We start from the raw sequence: 19052 nt of genomic DNA on the forward strand, positions 1-19052 counted from the left end.
GGGGCGGGACCGGCGCTCCGGCACGATGCGCTCCGTTACTCGGTGTTGCGACGAGCCTTACCGGCGTAGCCGAAGAAGCGTTCGAAGTTCTCGTCGTTGATCGCCTGGGCCCGGTTGCGCTGCTGCCCTTCCTGTAGGGCCGCCAGCCGGGCCTCGGCGGCAGCGAGCGCCTCTTCGTCGACGGTCTCGGCGCCTGCGAGCTCAGCGATCGTCCGACGCATGGCCCTGATCTCGATCTCCAACCGGGCGCCGGCTTCGCCGAACGTCAGCAGGTCGTGATCGTCGTCCTCGGGACGCTCGACAGCGTCGTCGGCGACCGCGCCATTGCCGGTCTCCGTCATGGCGGATCCTCCGAAACCTCTGGGATGCAACGCACGCAGCATACCGTTCTTGGCGTACGCGTCGTCAGAAAGCTGTCGTCACTCCACCTGTCACGACCCCCGGGCCGTCGTGGAGACGGATCGTCAGAGCTCGGGAGCAAACCCGTGCGCCCCGCCCGCGCCCCGGCCGAGCACTCCCTCGGACACGGAATTCACGCCTGCGCCCGGCGAGACTGTAGACATGCAGTCAGATTGGACGAAGGGCGAGAGGGAAATTCGCCTGCCGCGGGCCCTTGCCAACATGTACACCTGCTGTCAGAGTACGCCCCACACAGCGGCGACCCCAGCGGGGCGACGTTCGATTGGTCGTGTTTCCGCCCGGTGATCCCGTGGCGTCGAGACCGCGTCGGCGTCAGGTCGTCAGTCGCCGCGACCGCCTTTCCGACTCTGGGAGTACCTCTCATGCATGACGATCCGCCCGACCGCGTCACGGCCTCCGGATCACCCGGCCGGGACCGAGCTCCGCACGCCGCGGTCTGGCCTTCGTGGGCTCCCCCGCCCACCGGAGCACCGCCCATCGGAGCACCGACCACGAGAGCCCGGGCCGGGATCTACGGGCCACCGGCCTACCGCGCGTCCGGCGGTTCGGGTCCGGCCGGCCAGCCGGCCCGGCGCTCCCGGCTCCAGCCCGTCGGCGTGTCCGGATTGGTGCTCATCACGACGATGACCCATGCCCCGCTGGTGATGCTGTGGAGCATCATGCCCACCACGTATCAGTTCAGCGGCGTCGTGGCGACCCCGCTCGTCTTCGGGATCGGCGGCGCGGCACTGCTGGTGTTCGCGGTCGCGTACGGCGGCCTGGCCCGGCGGATCCGGCACAGCGGCGGCCTCTACGCCTTCGTGACCCATGGGCTCGGGCCGACGGTCGGCCTCGGTGTCGCGACGCTGGCCGTCCTGTCGTACAGCGTCCTGCTCAGCGGCGCCCTGGTGCTACTCGCCGGCGTTCTGACCTCATCGGTCGGCAGCCTGCTCGGCATCGACCTTCCCGTTCCGATCAGTGTAGTGGTGGCGGTCGTCGCGGTTCTGGTCCTCGGCCGGCTGCAACTGCGGACGCTGAGCCGGATCTACCTCGCACTGGCCGCGAGCCAGGTGCTCGCCGTGCTCTGGCTCGACTTCGGCTCAGCCACCACACCGGACGGTGGGCAGGTCAGTTACGACGCGATCGACCCGGCCTGGTTGCTGGGCGGATCGTTCAGCTTGGCGCTGTGCTTGGCGCTGACCTCGTTCATGGGCTCGGAGACCGGGGCGAACTACGCCGACGAGCTCGCCGAACCACGGCGTACCGTGCCCAGGGCCACCCTGATCTCGTATGCATTCTCGGCCGTCGTGCTGCTGATCAGCGGATGGGCCATCAGCGTCGCGACCGGCCCGGAAAAGGCGGTGTCCATCGCCCAGGGCAGCTACGAGTCGGCGATCGGCGGCAACGGTCAGCCGTTGCTCCTGGCGGTGGTCGGACGACTGGTCGGGCCTGAGCACGTGACCACCGTGGTGCACCTACTCACCGCCGCGCTCGCCCTGGGCGCGCTCGGCACGTCGGCGTCGATCCACCACAGTGTCGCGCGACAGATCGCCGCGCTCGCCCGTGACGGAATTCTCCCGCCCGCCCTGGCAGCCCGCCGGGACGGTGGTACGCCGATCCGCGCCGGATGGTTCGCCCCGCTGATCGCGGGCCCGCTGGCGTTCCTGGCCGTGTCCGTCGACAACACCGCGGTCGCCCTGGTCGTCGGGATCCTCGGCGGCCTGGGCATCGTCGCCGCGCTCGCGCTGACGTCCCTGGCCGCCATCGTGTACTTCCTGCGCGGCGCGGAAGAGGACGAGACCGGCTTCCTGGGGTGGGAGGGCCACATGGTGGCGGCGGCCTTCGCGTTGGTGGTGACCGGGTTCGTGTTCGTCTACGCGCTGATCCGGTTGCCGAGCGTCCTGGTGGTCGTCGCCCCGGCCGCGGGCTGGCTGTTCCCGGTCTGCCTCGGTGGAGCCTTCGGCGCCGGCGTCGTCTGGGCTCTGGTACTGCGGACCACCCGTCCGGAGGTGCTGGGCCGCCTGGGCCGCTCGGATCCCGCCTGAACCACCGCGGTGGTTCAGGCGGGCCGGCGGGTCATCGACGCGGGAGTGGAACCCAGCCGGCGCCCTCGGCGGAGTGCCGCGCGGCCTCGACGACCGCGATCGCCCGTGCCCCGTCAGCGAACGTCGGGACGTCGGTCGGCCGACCGTCGAACGCCGGCAGCCAGTCGGCGATCATCAGCGCTGTCGCCCGGATCGCCGACCCGGCCAGGCCGCTCGGTAGCTCCGCATCACCGGGCGGAACCCGATCGGACAGCGCCAGCGGCGCGAGCCCCGGATCGTCGGTGCGGGCGGCCCGCAGATCCGCGCCACGGATCGTGCCAGAGCCGACGATCGTCCCGTCGCTGCCGAACAGCTCCAGCCCGACGTGGTCGGCATGCGCACCCATCACCGAGATGCTCAGGGCGGCGAGCGCTCCCGAGGCCAGCCTCAGCAGCAGCGCCGCGGTGTCGTCGGCGGTCACCGCGAGCGTCTCGCCGTCCGGGAGCTTGCGGTGCGGCAGCGTGGTCCGGACGTCGGCGCAGACAGCGACCGGCTCCCCCAGCAGCGTGCAGATCAGATCGAGATCGTGGACGAGCATCCCGGCCAGGTAACCGCCGCCCTGATCCCGGTCGTACATCCAGGCCGCTTGGGCCGGGTGACTCGGGTGCCAGTACGAAGCGCTCCGGTTGACCTGGGCGTAGTACGGCGTGCCGAGGTAACCGCTGCGGACGGCGTCCCACACGGCCAGCCGGTCCGGCAGCCAGCGGCTCTCGAAGCAGCACGCGGCGGGCCGGCCGCTCGCGGCGGCGGCCAGGACGAGCTCATCCGCGCCGGCCACGTCGAGCGCGAGCGGCTTCTCGCACAACACGGCCTTGCCTGCGGCCAGCGCGGCGAGCGTGATCGCCCGATGCGATCCGGTCGGCGTCGCGACCGAGATCAGGTCCAGGTCGTCGCGCTCGACGAACGACCGCCAGTCGGTCGAGACATCGTCCACGCCGAGCTTTCTTGCTGTCTTCGCCAGCCGCTCGGGCCTCCGCGCGCAGAGCCCCACCAGCTGGTAACCCGGCACGGCTTGGAACGCCGGTGCCTGCACGCGAGCGCCCCAGCCGATGCCGACGATCCCGACCCGGATCATCGGTTCACGCGCCCACTGTGGTCAGGGCCCAGAGCGCGACATCGTCCTCGCCGGGCAAGGTGGCGCTCCCGACGCGACGCTCCCAGTGACGCTGGCTTCCGGCCTCGTCCCGCCACGCCCACAACCGGCGAGTGACCAGGTGGAGCGGGTGTTCCTGGGTGATGCCGATCGCGCCGTGCAGCTGATGGGCGATCTCCGCGACGACACCCGCGGCCCGGGCCGTCACGGCGCGCGCGGCAGCGGCGGTCGCCGAACGGGCCGCGACGCTCGGACCGTCCGCAGTGGTGATCGCCGCAGCAATTGTGGCCAGCGCCAAGTCACATTCCAGAGAGGCGTCGGCGGCCCGGTGGGCCACGGACTGGAAAGCGCGCAGCGGCCGGCCGAATTGCTGCCTGACGGTCACGTGCTCGACGAGCAGCGCGCATGCCCGCTCGAGCGCGCCACCGAGCGCCGCGGCCCGGAGGACTGCGGCGCGGTCGGCCACCTCACGAGCCAGCGAGGCGGGACCGAGTACCAAATCGACGATCGGCACCCGATCGAGGAGGAGGCGGCCGGACGGCGCCCCGGTCAGATCCTGTCCGTCGGTGACCGAGGTTCGCACGAGGTCGGCGTCCAACACCGTCACCGCGGTCCACTGGGCGGTGTCCACCTCGACGATCGCGAGCAGCAGCAGTGGAGACCCCGGAACCCAGGAGACCGCGGGCACCGAGCCGGTGAGCTCCCACCCCTGCCCGGCCGCGCGGACATTGAGCCGATCGGGAGCGGCCACTACCACCGCTGCGCCGTCCTGGACAACGGCGGCCGGACGGCCGAGATGAGCGAGTGTCCAGCCCGCGACGCCCGTACTGATCAGCGGCAGCGCACAGGCGTGGCGTCCGATTCCTGCGGCGATCTCCGCAGCATCGGCCAGTTCGCCCCCGGAGCCACCGGCGGACTCCGGAACCCCGACGAGAGGCCAGCCGAGCTCGCTGACGGTCGCCCACAAGGTGTCCGGCGGCGCGCTCGTCCCGAAGTGTGGTGCGAGGACGTCGTCCACCACCTGCCGCAACTCAGGACGGTAAGGCGTCATCGTCGGGTACCTCCGGTACGTTCGGCGCGGCCGAGGACGGTGCGGAGCACGTCGGTGGCTCCGCCGCGGATAGAGCCGGCCGGAACAGCGGTGACGGCGTCGGACAGCAGCGCGGCGATCGCCGGATCCTCGAGTGCCCCGGTCACGTCGAGCACGTACCGGCCCACCTCGACGACGTCCTTCTCGAACTGCGTGCCGAGGACCTTGAGCGCCGCGGCTTCCCGCGTCGGGGCGCGGCCGGCGTCGATCGCCGCGGCCAGCGTGGTCGAGAGCGCACGCAGCCCGGCGAGCCGCCCGGTCAGAGCGCCGAGTTGCTCGGTCGCGGCCCGGTCCGGCCGCCGGCGGACGGCTCCGACCAACGCGGCGAGCAGCGGGTACGTGCTCAGGTAGCGCTCCGGACCGCCGCGCTCGAACGCGAGCTGTTCGGTGACCTGCTTCCAGCCCTCGCCGACGGTTCCCAGCACCCGCCCCTCAGGCACGAACACGTCGGCGAGGAACACCTCATTGAAGTGGTGCTCGCCGACGAGGTCGAGGATCGGCCGAATCGTGATGCCGGGGGTGTCGATGTCGACCAGGAACTCGGTCAGCCCTTCGTGCCGCGCGTCGGCCGGTCCGGTGCGTGCCAAGACGTAGGCGTGGGTGGCGAGGTGGGCGGTGGTGGTCCAGATCTTGGCGCCGGTGATCGACCAGCCGCCCGGCACGGGCACCGCTCGGGTGCGGACGGCCGCGAGGTCGGACCCGGCCTCTGTTTCACTGAGCCCGAGACAGACGACGACCTCGCCGCGGCAGATCGCCGGAAGGAACTCCTGCCGTAAGCGCTCGGTGCCGTGGCGGAGGATCACCGGGCCGATCTGGCGATCCGCCGTCCAGTGCGCAGCGACCGGCGCACCGGCGCGCAGCAGTTCCTCGGTGACCGCGAGGCGGGCCAGATTCGACCGTCCGCCGCCGCCGTACTGCCGCGGCCAGGTCATCCCGATCCAGCCCTGGGCCGCCACCGATGCCGTGAAGGTCCGATCCAGGCCACGCATCCAGCTGTCGCAGCGCGGGGTGAATACGGCGGAGCTCAAGAACGCGCGTACGTCTCTGCGCAGGGCCGCCAGATCGTCGTCGCGGACGTCCGATCGCATGTGATCGGACGGAGGAGACACCACGGTGCGCATACCTCTCCGATAATTTGACGAAACTGTCAGTACGGTAGCCAGAGCGCTGCGACCGAGTCAACGTACACGAGCAACTTGTGTCGACACTATTGTCAAGTATGGGGGATCTCCCTAGGCTGAACTGCCAATCGACCGGTCGCAGAGAGGCGGAGACGGCATGAAGCAGACGATCCTGGAGGGCGTACGGGTAGTCGAGCTCGCCGCCTGGACATTCGTTCCTTCCGCAGGCGCGGTGCTCGCCGACTGGGGCGCCGACGTGATCAAGATCGAGCACCCGGTGACGGGCGACCCCCAGCGCGGTCTGATCAGTTCCGGAGTCGTCACCGGCACCGACGGGGTCAACCACTTCATCGAGCAGCCCAACCGGGGTAAGCGGAGCCTCGGACTCGACATCGGTACCGAGGCGGGGCGCGAGGTGCTCTACAAACTCGTCGCACAGGCCGACGTCTTCGTGACCAACCTCTTACCGGGCTCGCGCCAGCGATCCGGCGTGGATCTCGACGACATTCGGGCTCACAACCCGGACGTCATCTACGCCCGGGGACACGGATACGGCACCCGCGGCCCGCAGGCCGATCGCGGTGGGTTCGACCTGGCCGCATACTGGGCGCGCGGGGGCATCGGTGATTCGCTGAGCGCGCGCGAGGGTGGTTATCCGCCGATCCAGCGGCCTGCGTTCGGCGACGTCTACGCCGGCTTCGCGATCGCCGGCGGGATCGCGGCAGCGCTCTTCCGACGGCAGCGAACCGGCGAGACCTCGACCGTGGACGTTTCCCTGCTCGGGGCGGCGGTCTGGCAGCTCGCTCCCGACGTCGTCGGGGCCGGTATCACCGGTGCGCCGATCCCGAAGTACGACCTGGCCGAAATGCCCAACCCGCTGGCCAGCCTCTACCGAACGAGCGACGACCGGTACCTCGCGCTGGTGGTACTGCAGGCCGACCGGTTCTGGGCCGACCTGTGCCAGCGGCTCGGCCGCGCCGACCTCATCGACGATGAGCGTTTCGCCGACGTCCGGGTCCGGTTCGCGAACCGCGCGGCCTGCGTCGCGGAGTTGCGTGCGACGTTCGGCGCGCAGCCGCTCGGCCATTGGGAGAAGGCATTGGCCGATTTCGACGGTGTCTGGGACGTGTTCCGCACGGCGCCGGAACTCCATGAGGACCCGCAGGTCGTGGCAAACGGCTACCTCCCGCAGCTGACGAACGACAACGGTGCGACGTTCGCGCTGGCCGCGAACCCGGTGCAGTTCGACGAGCAAGCGCCCACTCTGACCCCCGCGCCGGAGCACGGCCAGCACACCGAGGAGATCCTGCTGGAGCTGGGCTACGACTGGGAGCAGATCGCCGCGCTGAAGTCCACCAACGCCACTACCTGACCATCCCGACTTGACCTAGTTGTCAACAGGGCGTGAAATAGAGGCATTTCCGCCCGACCGGCGGTGAGAGTGATCCGCTGTGGAGGGCACCATCGACGCGCCACTGTCCGACGACATCCCGGGAACCGCCGACGGGGCACGCGGCCCCGTCGGCGGGGTCCTCACCGCCGAGGAGACCGCGCTCGGCGAGCGCGCGGCCCGCACCCGCACCGCGATCCTCGAGGCGACCCGCAAGCTGTTCCTGGAAAAGGGCTACGGCGGAACCCGGATCAACAACATCACCGACGCGTGCGGCATCTCCCGGGCCGGCTTCTACACCTACTTCCGCGACAAGCGGGAGGTGTTCACCGTCCTCGGCGAGCAGACGTTCCGCGACATCCTGCAGGTGGTCGGCGAGCTGGAGAAGCTCCCCCAGCCCTGCGGTGTCGACGACGTCGCCGGCTGGGTCCGGCAGTACTTCGACTACATGGACGTGCACGGCGCGTTCGTCCTCTCCTCGGCGCAGTCGGCGCCCGAGGACGAGGAGTTCCGCACCAGTACGGCTCGCCTGCAGATGCGGGTGGCGTGGATGATCGGCATGAGCCTGCGGGGCAGGCAGCGGGTGCCCACGGACGCCCCGGAGGCGCTCGGGCTGACGATCAACGCGATGCTCGACCGCGCCTGGTACTTCGTGCGGGGGCAGCAGCTGCCGGTGGACGAAAACGACATGGTCCGGACGCTGGCGACCACGATCCTCGGCACGCTGGTCAGCTCCGAAGCCTGACCGGCTCCGGAGCTGACCGGTTCACTGCCGCTCAGGCCATGGTGAACCGGCGCCGCAGCTCAGCCTTGGCGACCTTGGCCAGGCCCGTGCGCGGCAGCGCGTCGACCGTCTCGAGCTGTTCGGGCAGTTTCTGCTTCATCAGCCCCGCGTCGAGCAGCCACGCGTTGAGCGTGGGAAGATCCGGGGCCGGGTGACCGGCGACCGGTGCGACGACCGCGCAGACGCGCTCGCCGCAGACCGGATCGGGTAAGCCGATCACCGCGACCTCGGCCACGGCGGGGTGGCCGGCGAGCACCTGTTCGATCTCCTGCGGGGCGATGTTCTCGGCGTTCCGGATGATCAGATCCTTGACCCGGCCCACGACCTCGATCGGGCCGGCCGGGTGGAACCGTCCGAGGTCGCCGGTCCGGAACCACCCGTCCGCGGTGAACGCGGCGGCGGTCTCGGCCGGGTCGGTGTAGCCGTGGCAGACACCCGCGCCCGTGACCTGTACCTCGCCGATCTCGCCCGCCGGTACCGGCACCCCGTCCGCGTCGACCAGCCGGACTCGGTTGCTGGGCAGCACCGTCCCGTCGGTCGCGGCCAGCACGTCCGCCGGATCGCTCGGCCGGCCCACCGCGATCATCGGCACTTCGGTCATCCCGTAGTCGTGTGCGAGCACAGCGTCCAGCACGTCCCGGACCTCGTCGAACAGCGCGGGAGGGCAGGGAGCGCCACCGCCCTTCAACGTTCGCAGGCCCGGCAGCACCGGCTCTCCCGGCTGCGCGCGGCCCATCGCGACCAGGGCACTGTAGAACGGTGGTGCGCCGCCGGTGGTCGTCACGCCGTACCGGCGGAACAGCTGCACCGCCTCGGCCGGGACGAAAGCCTCCAGGACCAGCGCGGGGTACCCGCCGGCCAACATCGCGATCAGGTATTCGACGCCGCCCACGTGCGCGACCGGGAAGCCGATCGCCGCTACCTCACCCGCCGTCCGGCCGAGTTCCCCGTTGCCCGCGAAGCCGAGTCCGGTCGAGAGCAGCGTCGTGTCGGTGTGCTGAGCGCCCTTGGGCGCACCGGTCGACCCGGAGGTGAAGTAGATCCAGGCAACCTCGTCCAGGTCGTCCACCGCCTCCGCCGGTGAACCGACCGGATCGGCCTCCGGCGCCTCGGCGCCGATCACCAGCGTCCGTGGGGCCGGACCGCCGGCTGCGGCCACCTGGGCCGCGAGCGCGACGAAGTCCGTACCGCGCCAGACGCCCGGAACGAGAAACACCTCTGCCGCGCTACCGGCCAGCGCCGCCGTCACCTCACGCTCGCGGTACTGCGGGATGATCGGCGCCTGCACCGCACCGAGGCGGCGGAGCGCGGCCATCACCAGGAGCGTGCTGATCCGGGTCGGCAGCTGCCACGCGACCCGGGTGCCCCGCCCGAGGCCCTCGGCAGCCAGGGCTGCCGCGACGCGCCGCGACCGTTCCGCGAACTCCGCACAGGTGACGGTGGTTCCGTCGGCCTCGAACAGCATGGGCGCTTCCGGGGTCGCGGCAGCCCGGGCGTCCACCAGGTCGACGAACCTGGAAGCGGTCAGCAACCAGGGCCACGCCCGCGCGGCGTCGGAGGAGTTCCAGTCGGTGGGTCTCGAGTCGGCGGCGGGGTCGAGAGTGCGTTCGGCAGCCATCGTTGGCCTCCTCCGGGGTTGACTACTTAGTCGCGGCTGAGCACCATCGCGCCGGCCACCGGTCCCCCACCGGCGGCGACCGCCGCCACGCGCGGACGGCCCGCCTGGCGGTCCCCGCCCTCCTGCCAGAGCTGCACGCACGCCTCGTGCAGGAACCCCATGCCGTGCAGGCGCCCACCGGAGAGCTGTCCTCCGCTGGTGTTCAGCGGAAGCGAGCCGTCCAGCGCGATCCGCTCGCCGCCCTCCACGAACGGGCCGACCTTGCCGTGGTCGCAGAAGCCCAGTGCCTCCAGCCACATCACCGTGAGGAAACTGAAGCCGTCGTAGAGCTGTGCCACGTCGACGTCGGCCGGACGCAGGCTCGTCCGCTCCCACAGGGTGGCTGCGGCATCGTGGGCGGCCATCGTGGTGAGGTCGGTCCGCTGGTCCCACGTGGCTCGCTCGAACATGCCGGTACCGACCGATTCCACCGTGAGCGGCTCGCGCGGTAGCCCGGCCGCCGCGTCCCGCCGGGACACGATGACCGCGGTCGCGCCGTCGCACGGCACGTCGCAGTCGTAGAGGCACAGCGGCTCGGAGATCATCCGGGCGTTCAGGTACTCGTCCATCGCCAGGGGCGTGCGGTAGACGGCATCCGGGTTCAGGCCTGCGTTGCGCCGGGCGTTGATCGCGATCCAGCCGAGCTGCTCACGGGTCAGACCGTGGTCGTGCATGTACCGCTGGGCAGGCATCGCCAGCCAGTTCGCCGCCGACACCGCGCCGAACGGGCCGGTCCACTGCAGGTGCGGCGGGAGCTCTCCGTCCCCGAACAGCACCGAGGCACGGCCGGCCGTCGCCTGCGCGGTGGACTCCCAGACCGAACGGAACACCAGCACGTGGTCGGCGAGTCCGAGCGTCACCGCCATGCACGCCTCGATCGCCGGGCCGATCTGCCCAGCGGTCTCCATGCTGCTCAGGTACCAGCGGCTACGAAGTCCGAGCGCGTCCCGCAGCTCGTGCACCGAGGCGCCGGAGAAGCCTCGGTCCGGCACGCCCGGTCCCGGGTAGCTGGCCACCCCGTCGATGTCGTCCGGAGTCAGCCCGGCGTCCGCGATCGCCCGGAGCGCTGCCTCGATCGTCAGCTCCAGACCGGAGCGCCCGAGCCGGCGCCCGACCTGTGACTTACCGGCACCGGTGAGCACCGCCTGTCCCCGAAACGGGCCGCCGCGGGTCATCGGCTTCCCCTCGCTGAGCCGCTTCCGGCCGGGCGGAAGAGCGGGAGCCAGAGATCGTCCCATTGCTCGAAGAACACCGCGACCTCCAGCCCGACCTTCGCGTCGTCCAGCGGCAGGTCGACCACGTTGCTCACGACCCGCACGTCCGGCTCCTCAGCGATCTCGACCATCGCGACCAGATAGGGCGGCGGAAACGTCGGAATCCAGGGCTGCCGATTGACGGTGAACGCGGCGATCCGTCCCCGGCCGGATACCGGCTCGGGGCCTACGTCGAGGCTCCGGCAGCGAAAGCACGCCGGTGCCGGTGGATGAAACCAGTGTCGACAGGATCGACAGCGGTAGATCAGCAGGTGGCCCTGCTCGCCGCCGGTCCAGAAAGCGCGGGATTCCGTGGTGGGGACGGGCAGCAGGCGCTGCTCCGGACGGGCATAGGGAAGCACGCGACCTCCGTGGTCACCTCGACGTGAAACCAGCCGGCTAGCCGACCCTAGAACCGAGTTGACGTAATCGTCAACGCTAGGCGGGAACCGGCGCCTCGGCCGGGTTCCGAACCGGAAGCCCCAGCAGACGTCGCGCGTTGTCGCCCATGAAGTCACGGGTGCGCTTCTCGCTCATGCCCTCGGCATAGCGGTAGTAGCCGCGGGGCTCGGTGAGGCCCTCCGGGTGCGGATAGTCCGATCCGAACAGGACGCGGTCCCACCCGACCGTCTGCACGACGTCTTCCACCGAGCCCTCCCAGAACGGGCTGACCCAGATATTGCGGCGGAACACTTCGAGCGGGTGCTCCAGGAAGGCCTGCGGCATCTTCCCGTAGGTGGCCTCGAAGTCGTCGAAGAGCGGCCTGATCCAGGAACTGCCGTTCTCGACGCTGGCGATCCGGAGCCGGGGGAACCGCGTCAGCGTGCCGTGGCAGATCAGGCTGGTGAGCATGTCCGCGATCTCGCGGTGACCGAGAGCCACCCAGCGGAACGCGCTCATCTCGGTGAAATTGTTGGTCTCCGGCGGCTCCCACTGGTTGATGTACCCGTCCAGTGGAGGCTGGCTGGCGTGCAGCACCACCGGGATACCGGCCGCCTCGACGTCGGCCCAGAAGGGGTCGAACTCCGGCAGCGCCGGCGAACGCCAGCCCTTGTGGCCCTTCACCGGCGCCGGCTTGATCAGCACCGCCTTCGCACCGTTCTCCAACACGTACTGCAGTTCACGACGTGCGTCGTCGACCAGGGCGCAGGTGATGACCGGTGTCATGTAGAGCCGGTTCTCGTACGTGTAGCCCCATGTCTCGAGCATCCAACGGTTGAGCGCGTGGATCATCGCGACGACCAGTTCCGGGTCCTCGGCCGCGGAGTGCTCGACGAGGTTCGCCAGGGTGGGGTAACACAGGGCCTCGTCGACACCTTGCTCGTCCATCACCGCGATCCGCGGCTCCGGGCCGCGGAACGCCGGGAGCGCGTCGATACCCTTGCCGCCCATCTCGCGCAGCGACTTTCCCTCGGTGTTCTGGCCGGAGAAGAACTTCTCGTACGCGCCCGGCGCAGCAACCCGCTCGAACGTCGGGTTCGGGATGTACTCGGTGATCCGGCTCAGGATCGCGATCTTGGTCCGTCCGCCGACCTGGACGAATTGCACCGCCCGCCGGTACTTCTCCGGGAGGTACCGGGTCAGTGCCTCCGGAGTCTCGTACATGTGCTGATCCGCGTCGAAGATCGGCGCGTCAGTGAACTGAGTCACGGGTACTGCCCTCCGCTGCCTAGCATCAGTTCGGAACGACCTGTCAGTTGACAGTACCGTCAGATAAGGGCGCGCGGAAGCTGCTTCACCTAGGTTGATCACTGGTTGGGGCTCTGACAAGATCGTCATCGGACGCCGACGACGACTGACACACGGAGGACGACCTTGAGCGAACCGCGCGTTGGACAGTCGCTGGCGAGCCTGGTCGACGGAACCGCAGTGGTCGTTGTGCGAGCTACCGCCGCGGACCTGACGATCACCTGCGGTGGCGTCGAGATGGCCGACCCGAAGACGGTGCGGCCGACCGATCGCCTACCGCTCGCTCCCGACCAGCACGAGCCCACGCTGATCGGCAAGCGTTACGTCGACGAGAACGACAATCTCGAGCTGCTCTGCACCAAACCCGGCCAAGGAAGGCTGGCGGTGAACGGGGCCCCGCTGACGATCAAGTCCGCCAAGCCACTCCCCGCCTCGGACTGACGGCGATGAACCTCACGCTGCTCCTGGACATGCCCGCCGACGGGTTCGGTGATCGGATCCTCGTGGGTCGTTCGGCCACGGGTTACACCGCGCAGCGGCTCCGGGAACTGAGCCGAGGCGGAGCCGCGCTACTGGCGGAGGCCGGCGCAGACTCGGTCGTCTACCTGGGAGTCAACCGCCCGGCGCCGGCGTGCCGATGGTGCCGCTGAACTACCGTTCGTCGGCCGAGCAGTTGCAGGGGTTGCTGGCCAACCACCCGAACGCCTTCGGTGTCGGCGGACCGGCCGAGGTCCACCTGCTCCGCCGTGCCGGCCTCCCTGCGCTGACCACCGACGAGTGGATCGCCGCCTCGGGTGAGCGGGCTGACCGGGCGGCCGAGGACGAGCTGATCGAGTCCGGCGCACCCGCCGTGCTGATCTACACCAGCGGGACGACGTCGGCCCCCAAGGGTGTCGTGTTGCGCCATGCCAACCTGGTCTCCTACGTCCTCGGTACGGTGGAGTTCGGCGGGGCCGAGGCGGACGAAGCCAGCCTGGTCAGCGTTCCGCCGTACCACATCGCTGCGGTCGCGAACGCGATCAGCAACCTCTACGCCGGTCGGCGCACGATCGTGCTCGAGCAGTTCGCCCCCGCCGAGTGGCTCGACGTAGCCCGCGAGGAGAACGTCACGCACGCGATGATCGTGCCGACGATGCTCTCCCGGATCATGGATGCCACCGACGAGCAGCTCGTCGTCCCGTCCTTGCGCTCGGTGGCCTACGGAGGCGCCAGCATGCCGGTGACCGTGATCGAACGGGCGCTGACCCGGTGGCCGGACGTCGCGTTCGTCAACGCCTATGGGCTCACCGAGACCAGCTCCACGATCGCCGTACTCGGCCCCGACGACCACCGCACCGCGATCAGCAGCGACGACCCGTCGATCCGCGCCCGGCTGTCCTCGGCCGGACAGGTCGTACCCACCGTCGAACTGCAGATCCGCGACGACGCCGGGCAACCGCTACCGGCCGGCGTCCCCGGGCGGATTTGGGTGCGTGGTGACCAGGTGTCGGGCGAATACGCCGGCACCGGTCCGGTACTCGACGCCGACGGCTGGTTCGACACCCGCGACCAGGGCTACCTCGACGCCGACTGCTACCTCTTCATCGGGGGACGTGCCGACGACACGATCATCCGCGGCGCGGAGAACATCGCACCCGCCGAGATCGAGGAGGTGCTGCTCCGCCACGAGCAGGTGGACGACGCCGTCGTCGTCGGCGTCCCGGACGACGAGTGGGGCCAGCGCATCGAAGCGGCGGTCGTCCTACGGCCCGGTGCGGAAGTGGGGGCCGCCGAACTCCGTGCCTACGTGCGGTCGCACCTGCGAGGTTCCAAGACACCGGACCGGATCGTCTTCTGGTCGGAGCTCCCCCGCACCGAGACCGGCAAGCTGGTCCGCCGCCGGGCCGTCGATCGCCTCGTTGCCGAACACAGCGAGCCCGTCGGGCAGTAGGGCTCACGCACGGGTGCGCGTCTACCGCGCGGCCTGATGACGACTCCTCACTAGCCGGCCACGGTGGCTTTCCGGCCGCGCAGGTGGGCGAGCGGTTCGGCACCGGCGTCCGGGTAGTACTTCTGCGTCCACTCGCGAATCCGTCGGAAGCCGCCCGCCTCCGAGGTCGTCAGAGCGGGCCGCTCGAGGAATTTCTGGTGGTTCCAGATCGCGATGTCGTCGGGCAGCGCCAGCTTGGCGTCGTCGATGTACGACTGGTGCCGGCCGGTGGCCTGATCGTCCGGGAGCATCTCGGGCCAGTAGGTACCGAAGACGTCGCTACGGGTGTCGTCGATCGGCGTCGTGGCGATGAGGATGATCATCACGCGCTCCCGGTCGGTCTGGGCGTTGAAGCCCACCGCGGTTCCCCAGAACTTCAGCTGCAGCGTGCCCACCTGGTCGTCGGGGCGGTCGACTCCGTCCTCCCAGCGGCGTCCGAACCCCACTTTGGCGAACCAGGTGTGGTCGGTGTTCTCCTGGCGGAGCACAGTCGGCGCCTGCGGAGTGTGGTGCACGAACCGGAAGTGGGCCGGGTCGACGGCGTTCTCGATCACCATCTCGGGATGAATCGTGGTGCCGGGGAACAGGGACTGCGTCGCCGGGCCGGTCTCGTGGAACGTCCGTCCCGCCAGGTGCGGCGCGATGTCCGCCCACTCGGTGGGCAAGTCGAAGAGCGGCGCGCGTCCAGCCGGGTCGTGCCAGGCGAACAGAACTCCGAAAAGCTCGACGACCGGCCAGACGCGTAGGCGCACGCGGCTGGTGCGCTTCTCGTAGGGGATCGAGGCGTTGGTGCCGTCCGGCCGCCACACCCATCCGTGGAACGGGCACTGGATGCCGTCGTCGACCACGCACCCACCCACGGCGAGGTTGGCTCCCAGGTGCCGGCAGTAGGCCTCGGCCAGCCGGACCGTTCCGGTGGTGTCTCGGTACGCAACCAGGTCCTCGCCGAAATAGCGCAGTTGCCGTACGTCCCCGACCTGCAGATCCGTCGACCATCCGATCTGGAACCAACCGGCTATCGCGTTGCTGGGCATATCCGCCTCATCCTCGGTCCGACGACAGAACGGTGATCGCGGAGACGGCGGTCGGACCGCCGATGTTGTGGGCCAGCGCGTTCCGCGCGCCGTCCACCTGATTGTGCGACTCACCCCGGAGTTGCTCGAACAGCTCCACGCACTGCGCCACGCCGGTCGCGCCGGGCGGGTGACCCTTCGCCTTCAGACCACCGCTGGGGTTGACCGGCTTCGCGCCACCGACGCTGGTGACGCCGTTCTCGATCAGCTTGTAGGCGCCGAGCCGCTCGGCGAAGCCCAGGTCCTCGTACGAGATCAGTTCGACGCCGGTGAAGCAGTCGTGCACCTCGGCCACGTCGATCTCGTCGGGTCCCAGTCCGGCCATCGCGTAGGCGGCCCGCGCGGCTTTCACCGTCGGCGGGAACGTCGTCATGTCGGTCTTGTGCTGGTGCATCACCCGGTCGAGGCCAAGCCCGACGCCACGAACCCAGACCGGCCGGTCGGTGTACCGGTCGACGACGTCCTCGGCGACGAGGAGCAACGCAGCGGCGCCGTCGCTCTGCGGTGTGCAGTCGTAGAGACCGAACGGCGCGACCACCATCGGCGCGGCCATCGCCTGCTCGACGGTGATCTCGAACCGCAGCTGCGCCTTCGGATTGCTCACCGCGTGCCGGTGGTTCTTCACCGCCACCATCGCCATGTGCTCCCTGGTGGCCGGCGACTCGTGCAGGTACCGGGCGACGTGTAACGCGAAGTTCGCCGGTGCGACCAGGCCCAGCGGGTAGTCCCAGGCCATGTCCCGGGTCAGCGCCGCCCACTCCCAGAACGTGCCGCGCGAGGACGACTCCCGGACCTTGTCCGCGCCGATCACCAGGGCCACGTCCACCGCGCCCGAGCCGACCGCGTAGGTCGCGTTCCGAACCGCGTCGTTCCCGGTCGCGCACGCGTTCTCCACCCGGGTGACCGGGATGTCTAGCAGCCCGCACGAGTCGACCAGGATCCCGGACGGGAACCCGTCGCTCGTCGTCAGCTCACCGAACCAGGCCGCCTGGATGTCCGCCCGGTCCAGACCCTTGTCGACCGTGGCCGCCATCTCCGACAGCGCCATCGGTAGCAGATCCTTGATGCCGAGCCCGAAGTGCTCGCCGAAGGCCGTCATACCGGCACCCACTACGGCCACTCGCCTCATCGAGATCCCTCCGCCCGCTCGTCATCCGGCAACAGCGCGTAGCCGTAATCGGGGATACCGGTCCGGATCGCCATCCGGCGGAACACCAGCCGCCCCCGGTCACCGATCCCGACGGCACCGGCGGGCGCCCCGGTCACCGGTACCAGCGCACGCACGCCGACCTGATCGAGTTCCACGATCGCCAGCGAGTAGGGCGTGGCCAGCCCCGGCACGGGGACGTGCACCGTCACGGCGGTGTAGACCTCCCCGGTCCTCGGCAACGACGCCGTCGTCCAACGGCCCTCCGCTCCGCATCCCAGGCAGCGGTACCGGGGTGGGAACGCAAGCGTGCCGCACTCGGTGCAAGCGGCCGCTTCCCACCGCAACTTCGGCTCGAAGGCCCGTTCGTAGGCCGCCAGCGAGATCCCGATTTCCGGTCCGGGCGTGACCGTCCGCGTTTCCCCGGCTCGCGGACTCCGCTCGTCGCGGCGCACGGTCGGAGCGACCCCGTCGACCGATGCCGCGCTCGCGGTGGCCTGCTCGACCGCCAGCACCAACCCCGGTCCGGTCAGCGACGCGAGCGCGAAGAGACTCGAGCTGGCGCCCGACGTCGGGAGCGCTGGTGGACGCCCCTCGGTCAGCGCCGAGGCCTGCCGCGCCGGAAGCCCGGCCACGGCGACGGGTTTGGCCGGCAGCTCCAGCTGGTCGATCGCTACGCCGGCGCCGCGCTCCCGTTCCAAGCGCGGATCGGCGTAGTCCCGCACCAGCCCGTCCCGGCCGCGGGCACGCACCGGCAGGCTGCGCGTCACCTGGCGTACCGCGGTGATTGCCGGTCCGGTCTCGCCGACGAGTACGGCGGCGGCGCCGGCCGGTGTCTCGTCCACCGCCACCACCAGAGTGCCGCGCTCCGCGGTGACCACCGCGTCCAGGGCAGCCGGAGCACCCCCGATCTGCTCGACCACCGATACGCCCGTACCGAGGCCCAGCCCGGCCAGCAGCGCGGCGCTGTTGCCTCCCTCGATCAGCGGCAGATCACGGCTGACCAGGACCACCCGTCGCACCGGGACGCCTTGTCCGCCGAGAGCGGCGCGCCCTGCGGCAACGCCCATCGTCACCACGTCCTCGTCCCGGCCGGCCGACCGGGCCCGCTCGGTCCCCCAGGGCGGAAGGTAGGTTCCCACCGCATTCAACTGCCTCATCGGCGCTCCCTGTGTACGAGACGGACCCTCATCGGAGCCGCAGACCGGCGAGACCCGCGGGCGCGGTGCCCAGCACGACGCGCATCGCGGCATCCAGTTCGGCGGCGTCCACCCGCTGTCCCGGCCGACCCGCGTGACCGGGCCGGACGCTCCACGGCTCGACGGGCAGCACCGAGTTGCCGTCCACTCGGAGGATGCGGCCGGTCAACCAGCCGGACGCCGCCGAAAGCAGCCAGGCGACGACCGGCGACGAGTTGCCCGGGTCAAACGGGTCGAACCCGCCGTCGGCCGCGGCGGCCAGGCCGGTGCCTGCCGTCATCCGGGTCGACGCCACCGGCGAGATCGCATTCGCGGTGACCCCGTAGCGGGTTCCCTCCATCGCGGTCGTCAACGTCAGGTTCGCGATCGCAGCCTTGGCGGCCCCGTACGCGGCCTGGCCGACGTTGCCGGCCAGCCCGGTGCCGGAGGTGGTGTTCACGATCCGACCGGCAACCGGCCGACCGGCCTTCGACTCCGACCGCCAGTAGTCACAGGCGTGCTTGGTCAGTGCGAACGTCCCTTTCAGGTGGACGTCGATCACCGCGTCCCAGTCGGCTTCGGTGAGCGAGGTGATCGTCGCGTCGCGCAGGATGCCGGCGTTGTTCACCACGCCGTCCAGCCGGCCGAACTGATCGACGGCGCGGGCCACCAGCCCGGACACGGCGTTCCAGTCGGTGACCGAAGATCCGTCGGCGATCGCCGTTCCGCCTTTCTCGACGATCTCGGCGACCACCTCGTCGGCCGGGGAGTCCGCACCGGCCTCGCCGCGGACTCCGACTCCGAGGTCGTTGACCATCACGATCGCACCGTGTGCCGCCAGCTCGAGGCAGTGCGCCCGCCCGATTCCCCGGCCACCGCCGGTCACGATCACGACCCGACCGTCGAGCAACCGCTCGTCACGCATCGTTCGCCTCCATAACCCGGGTATCCGACCGTCGGCGACCGGGACGACCACCCGGCATCGGACCGACCCTAGAAGAACTTGACAGTTTCGTCAAAGACTTGTGGGATGGCGATGAAGTGCGGAACCAGCGCGTGGCAGCGCAATCGGCGTCACTCTCGTGACGCTTTCATCGAGAGAACCTGCGCGTCCGACCATGACAA

Annotated in this window: 16 protein-coding genes and 1 pseudogene; 5 read left to right on the forward strand and 12 right to left on the reverse strand. The window is 70.2% G+C overall.

Translation table 11 applies throughout. The annotated features are described in order from the left end of the window. Window positions 1–35: 35 nt before the first annotated feature. Window positions 36–341 carry a hypothetical protein gene (locus tag BUB75_RS12395; RefSeq protein ID WP_073256081.1) on the reverse strand — a complete coding sequence of 102 codons (306 nt, stop codon included), beginning with the start codon at window positions 339–341 and terminating at the stop codon, window positions 36–38. Window positions 342–1016: 675 nt separating this feature from the next. Between BUB75_RS12395 and BUB75_RS12400 the strand changes: the two genes are divergently transcribed. Next, window positions 1017–2444 (forward strand): APC family permease, encoded by a 1428-nt coding sequence (locus BUB75_RS12400; protein ID WP_178379846.1) that lies wholly within the window; start codon window positions 1017–1019, stop codon window positions 2442–2444. Between the two features lie 31 nt (window positions 2445–2475). Here the strand turns inward: BUB75_RS12400 and BUB75_RS12405 are convergent, their stop codons facing one another. From BUB75_RS12405 to BUB75_RS12415, 3 genes are read right to left on the reverse strand one after another with little or no spacing between them, the layout of a single operon-like run. After that, on the reverse strand, window positions 2476–3558 hold the full coding sequence (locus BUB75_RS12405; RefSeq protein ID WP_073256087.1) for a Gfo/Idh/MocA family protein: 1083 nt from the start codon (window positions 3556–3558) through the stop codon (window positions 2476–2478). Between the two features lie 4 nt (window positions 3559–3562). Beyond that, window positions 3563–4627 carry an acyl-CoA dehydrogenase family protein gene (locus tag BUB75_RS12410; RefSeq protein WP_073256090.1) on the reverse strand — a complete coding sequence of 355 codons (1065 nt, stop codon included), beginning with the start codon at window positions 4625–4627 and terminating at the stop codon, window positions 3563–3565. Next, window positions 4624–5754, reverse strand: a complete 1131-nt coding sequence (locus BUB75_RS12415) for an acyl-CoA dehydrogenase family protein (RefSeq protein ID WP_073257169.1) — start codon at window positions 5752–5754, stop codon at window positions 4624–4626. The genes BUB75_RS12410 and BUB75_RS12415 overlap by 4 nt, the downstream gene beginning before the upstream one ends. A gap of 190 nt (window positions 5755–5944) precedes the next feature. Between BUB75_RS12415 and BUB75_RS12420 the strand changes: the two genes are divergently transcribed. Both BUB75_RS12420 and BUB75_RS12425 read left to right on the forward strand, forming a co-directional pair. Further along, complete coding sequence (locus BUB75_RS12420; RefSeq protein WP_073256093.1) at window positions 5945–7159, forward strand: CaiB/BaiF CoA transferase family protein; 1215 nt, start codon at window positions 5945–5947, stop codon at window positions 7157–7159. Between the two features lie 79 nt (window positions 7160–7238). Further along, the gene (locus BUB75_RS12425) at window positions 7239–7922 is read left to right on the forward strand and encodes a TetR/AcrR family transcriptional regulator (protein WP_218617461.1); all 684 of its coding nucleotides are present in this window, start codon (window positions 7239–7241) and stop codon (window positions 7920–7922) included. A gap of 31 nt (window positions 7923–7953) precedes the next feature. Here BUB75_RS12425 and BUB75_RS12430 read toward each other — a convergent pair whose 3' ends face one another. From BUB75_RS12430 to BUB75_RS12445, 4 genes are all read right to left on the reverse strand, one after another. After that, window positions 7954–9579 (reverse strand): class I adenylate-forming enzyme family protein, encoded by a 1626-nt coding sequence (locus BUB75_RS12430; RefSeq protein WP_084740954.1) that lies wholly within the window; start codon window positions 9577–9579, stop codon window positions 7954–7956. A gap of 26 nt (window positions 9580–9605) precedes the next feature. Further along, window positions 9606–10793 carry a thiolase family protein gene (locus BUB75_RS12435; RefSeq protein WP_073256096.1) on the reverse strand — a complete coding sequence of 396 codons (1188 nt, stop codon included), beginning with the start codon at window positions 10791–10793 and terminating at the stop codon, window positions 9606–9608. Beyond that, window positions 10790–11233 carry a Zn-ribbon domain-containing OB-fold protein gene (locus tag BUB75_RS12440; protein ID WP_073256098.1) on the reverse strand — a complete coding sequence of 148 codons (444 nt, stop codon included), beginning with the start codon at window positions 11231–11233 and terminating at the stop codon, window positions 10790–10792. The genes BUB75_RS12435 and BUB75_RS12440 overlap by 4 nt, the downstream gene beginning before the upstream one ends. A 76-nt stretch (window positions 11234–11309) precedes the next feature. Then, window positions 11310–12521, reverse strand: a complete 1212-nt coding sequence (locus tag BUB75_RS12445; RefSeq protein WP_073256100.1) for an amidohydrolase family protein — start codon at window positions 12519–12521, stop codon at window positions 11310–11312. Between the two features lie 165 nt (window positions 12522–12686). Between BUB75_RS12445 and BUB75_RS12450 the strand changes: the two genes are divergently transcribed. Both BUB75_RS12450 and BUB75_RS12455 read left to right on the forward strand, forming a co-directional pair. Beyond that, window positions 12687–13001, forward strand: coding sequence for a hypothetical protein (locus BUB75_RS12450; RefSeq protein ID WP_073256102.1), 315 nt, complete (start codon window positions 12687–12689; stop codon window positions 12999–13001). 5 nt (window positions 13002–13006) lie between these two features. Next, window positions 13007–14490 (forward strand): annotated as a pseudogene (locus BUB75_RS12455) (class I adenylate-forming enzyme family protein). A 50-nt stretch (window positions 14491–14540) separates the two neighbouring features. On the opposite strand, the gene BUB75_RS12460 reads toward BUB75_RS12455, so the two are convergent. Genes BUB75_RS12460 through BUB75_RS12475 form a run of 4 tightly spaced genes read right to left on the reverse strand, consistent with a single transcriptional unit; the run spans window position 14541 to window position 18852 of the window. Next, window positions 14541–15563, reverse strand: a complete 1023-nt coding sequence (locus tag BUB75_RS12460) for a Rieske 2Fe-2S domain-containing protein (protein WP_073256103.1) — start codon at window positions 15561–15563, stop codon at window positions 14541–14543. A 7-nt stretch (window positions 15564–15570) separates the two neighbouring features. Next, on the reverse strand, window positions 15571–16731 hold the full coding sequence (locus tag BUB75_RS12465; RefSeq protein ID WP_073256105.1) for a thiolase C-terminal domain-containing protein: 1161 nt from the start codon (window positions 16729–16731) through the stop codon (window positions 15571–15573). After that, window positions 16728–17909 (reverse strand): Zn-ribbon domain-containing OB-fold protein, encoded by a 1182-nt coding sequence (locus BUB75_RS12470; protein ID WP_073256107.1) that lies wholly within the window; start codon window positions 17907–17909, stop codon window positions 16728–16730. The genes BUB75_RS12465 and BUB75_RS12470 overlap by 4 nt, the downstream gene beginning before the upstream one ends. Before the next feature lie 28 nt (window positions 17910–17937). Continuing rightward, window positions 17938–18852, reverse strand: a complete 915-nt coding sequence (locus tag BUB75_RS12475) for an SDR family NAD(P)-dependent oxidoreductase (RefSeq protein ID WP_073256109.1) — start codon at window positions 18850–18852, stop codon at window positions 17938–17940. Window positions 18853–19052: the final 200 nt, after the last annotated feature.

This window comes from Cryptosporangium aurantiacum, from assembly GCF_900143005.1.
Lineage (GTDB): Bacteria > Actinomycetota > Actinomycetes > Mycobacteriales > Cryptosporangiaceae > Cryptosporangium > Cryptosporangium aurantiacum.

Bases quoted from the DNA above. Each gene is read 5' to 3' on its own strand.
- BUB75_RS12395 (WP_073256081.1), bottom strand. From the start codon at position 341: ATGACGGAGACCGGCAATGGCGCGGTCGCCGACGACGCTGTCGAGCGT.
- BUB75_RS12405 (WP_073256087.1), bottom strand. From the start codon at position 3,558: ATGATCCGGGTCGGGATCGTCGGCATCGGCTGGGGCGCTCGCGTGCAG.
- BUB75_RS12410 (WP_073256090.1), bottom strand. From the start codon at position 4,627: ATGACGCCTTACCGTCCTGAGTTGCGGCAGGTGGTGGACGACGTCCTC.
- BUB75_RS12415 (WP_073257169.1), bottom strand. From the start codon at position 5,754: ATGCGATCGGACGTCCGCGACGACGATCTGGCGGCCCTGCGCAGAGAC.
- BUB75_RS12420 (WP_073256093.1), top strand. From the start codon at position 5,945: ATGAAGCAGACGATCCTGGAGGGCGTACGGGTAGTCGAGCTCGCCGCC.
- BUB75_RS12430 (WP_084740954.1), bottom strand. From the start codon at position 9,579: ATGGCTGCCGAACGCACTCTCGACCCCGCCGCCGACTCGAGACCCACC.
- BUB75_RS12435 (WP_073256096.1), bottom strand. From the start codon at position 10,793: ATGACCCGCGGCGGCCCGTTTCGGGGACAGGCGGTGCTCACCGGTGCC.
- BUB75_RS12460 (WP_073256103.1), bottom strand. From the start codon at position 15,563: ATGCCCAGCAACGCGATAGCCGGTTGGTTCCAGATCGGATGGTCGACG.
- BUB75_RS12465 (WP_073256105.1), bottom strand. From the start codon at position 16,731: ATGAGGCGAGTGGCCGTAGTGGGTGCCGGTATGACGGCCTTCGGCGAG.
- BUB75_RS12470 (WP_073256107.1), bottom strand. From the start codon at position 17,909: ATGAGGCAGTTGAATGCGGTGGGAACCTACCTTCCGCCCTGGGGGACC.
- BUB75_RS12475 (WP_073256109.1), bottom strand. From the start codon at position 18,852: ATGCGTGACGAGCGGTTGCTCGACGGTCGGGTCGTGATCGTGACCGGC.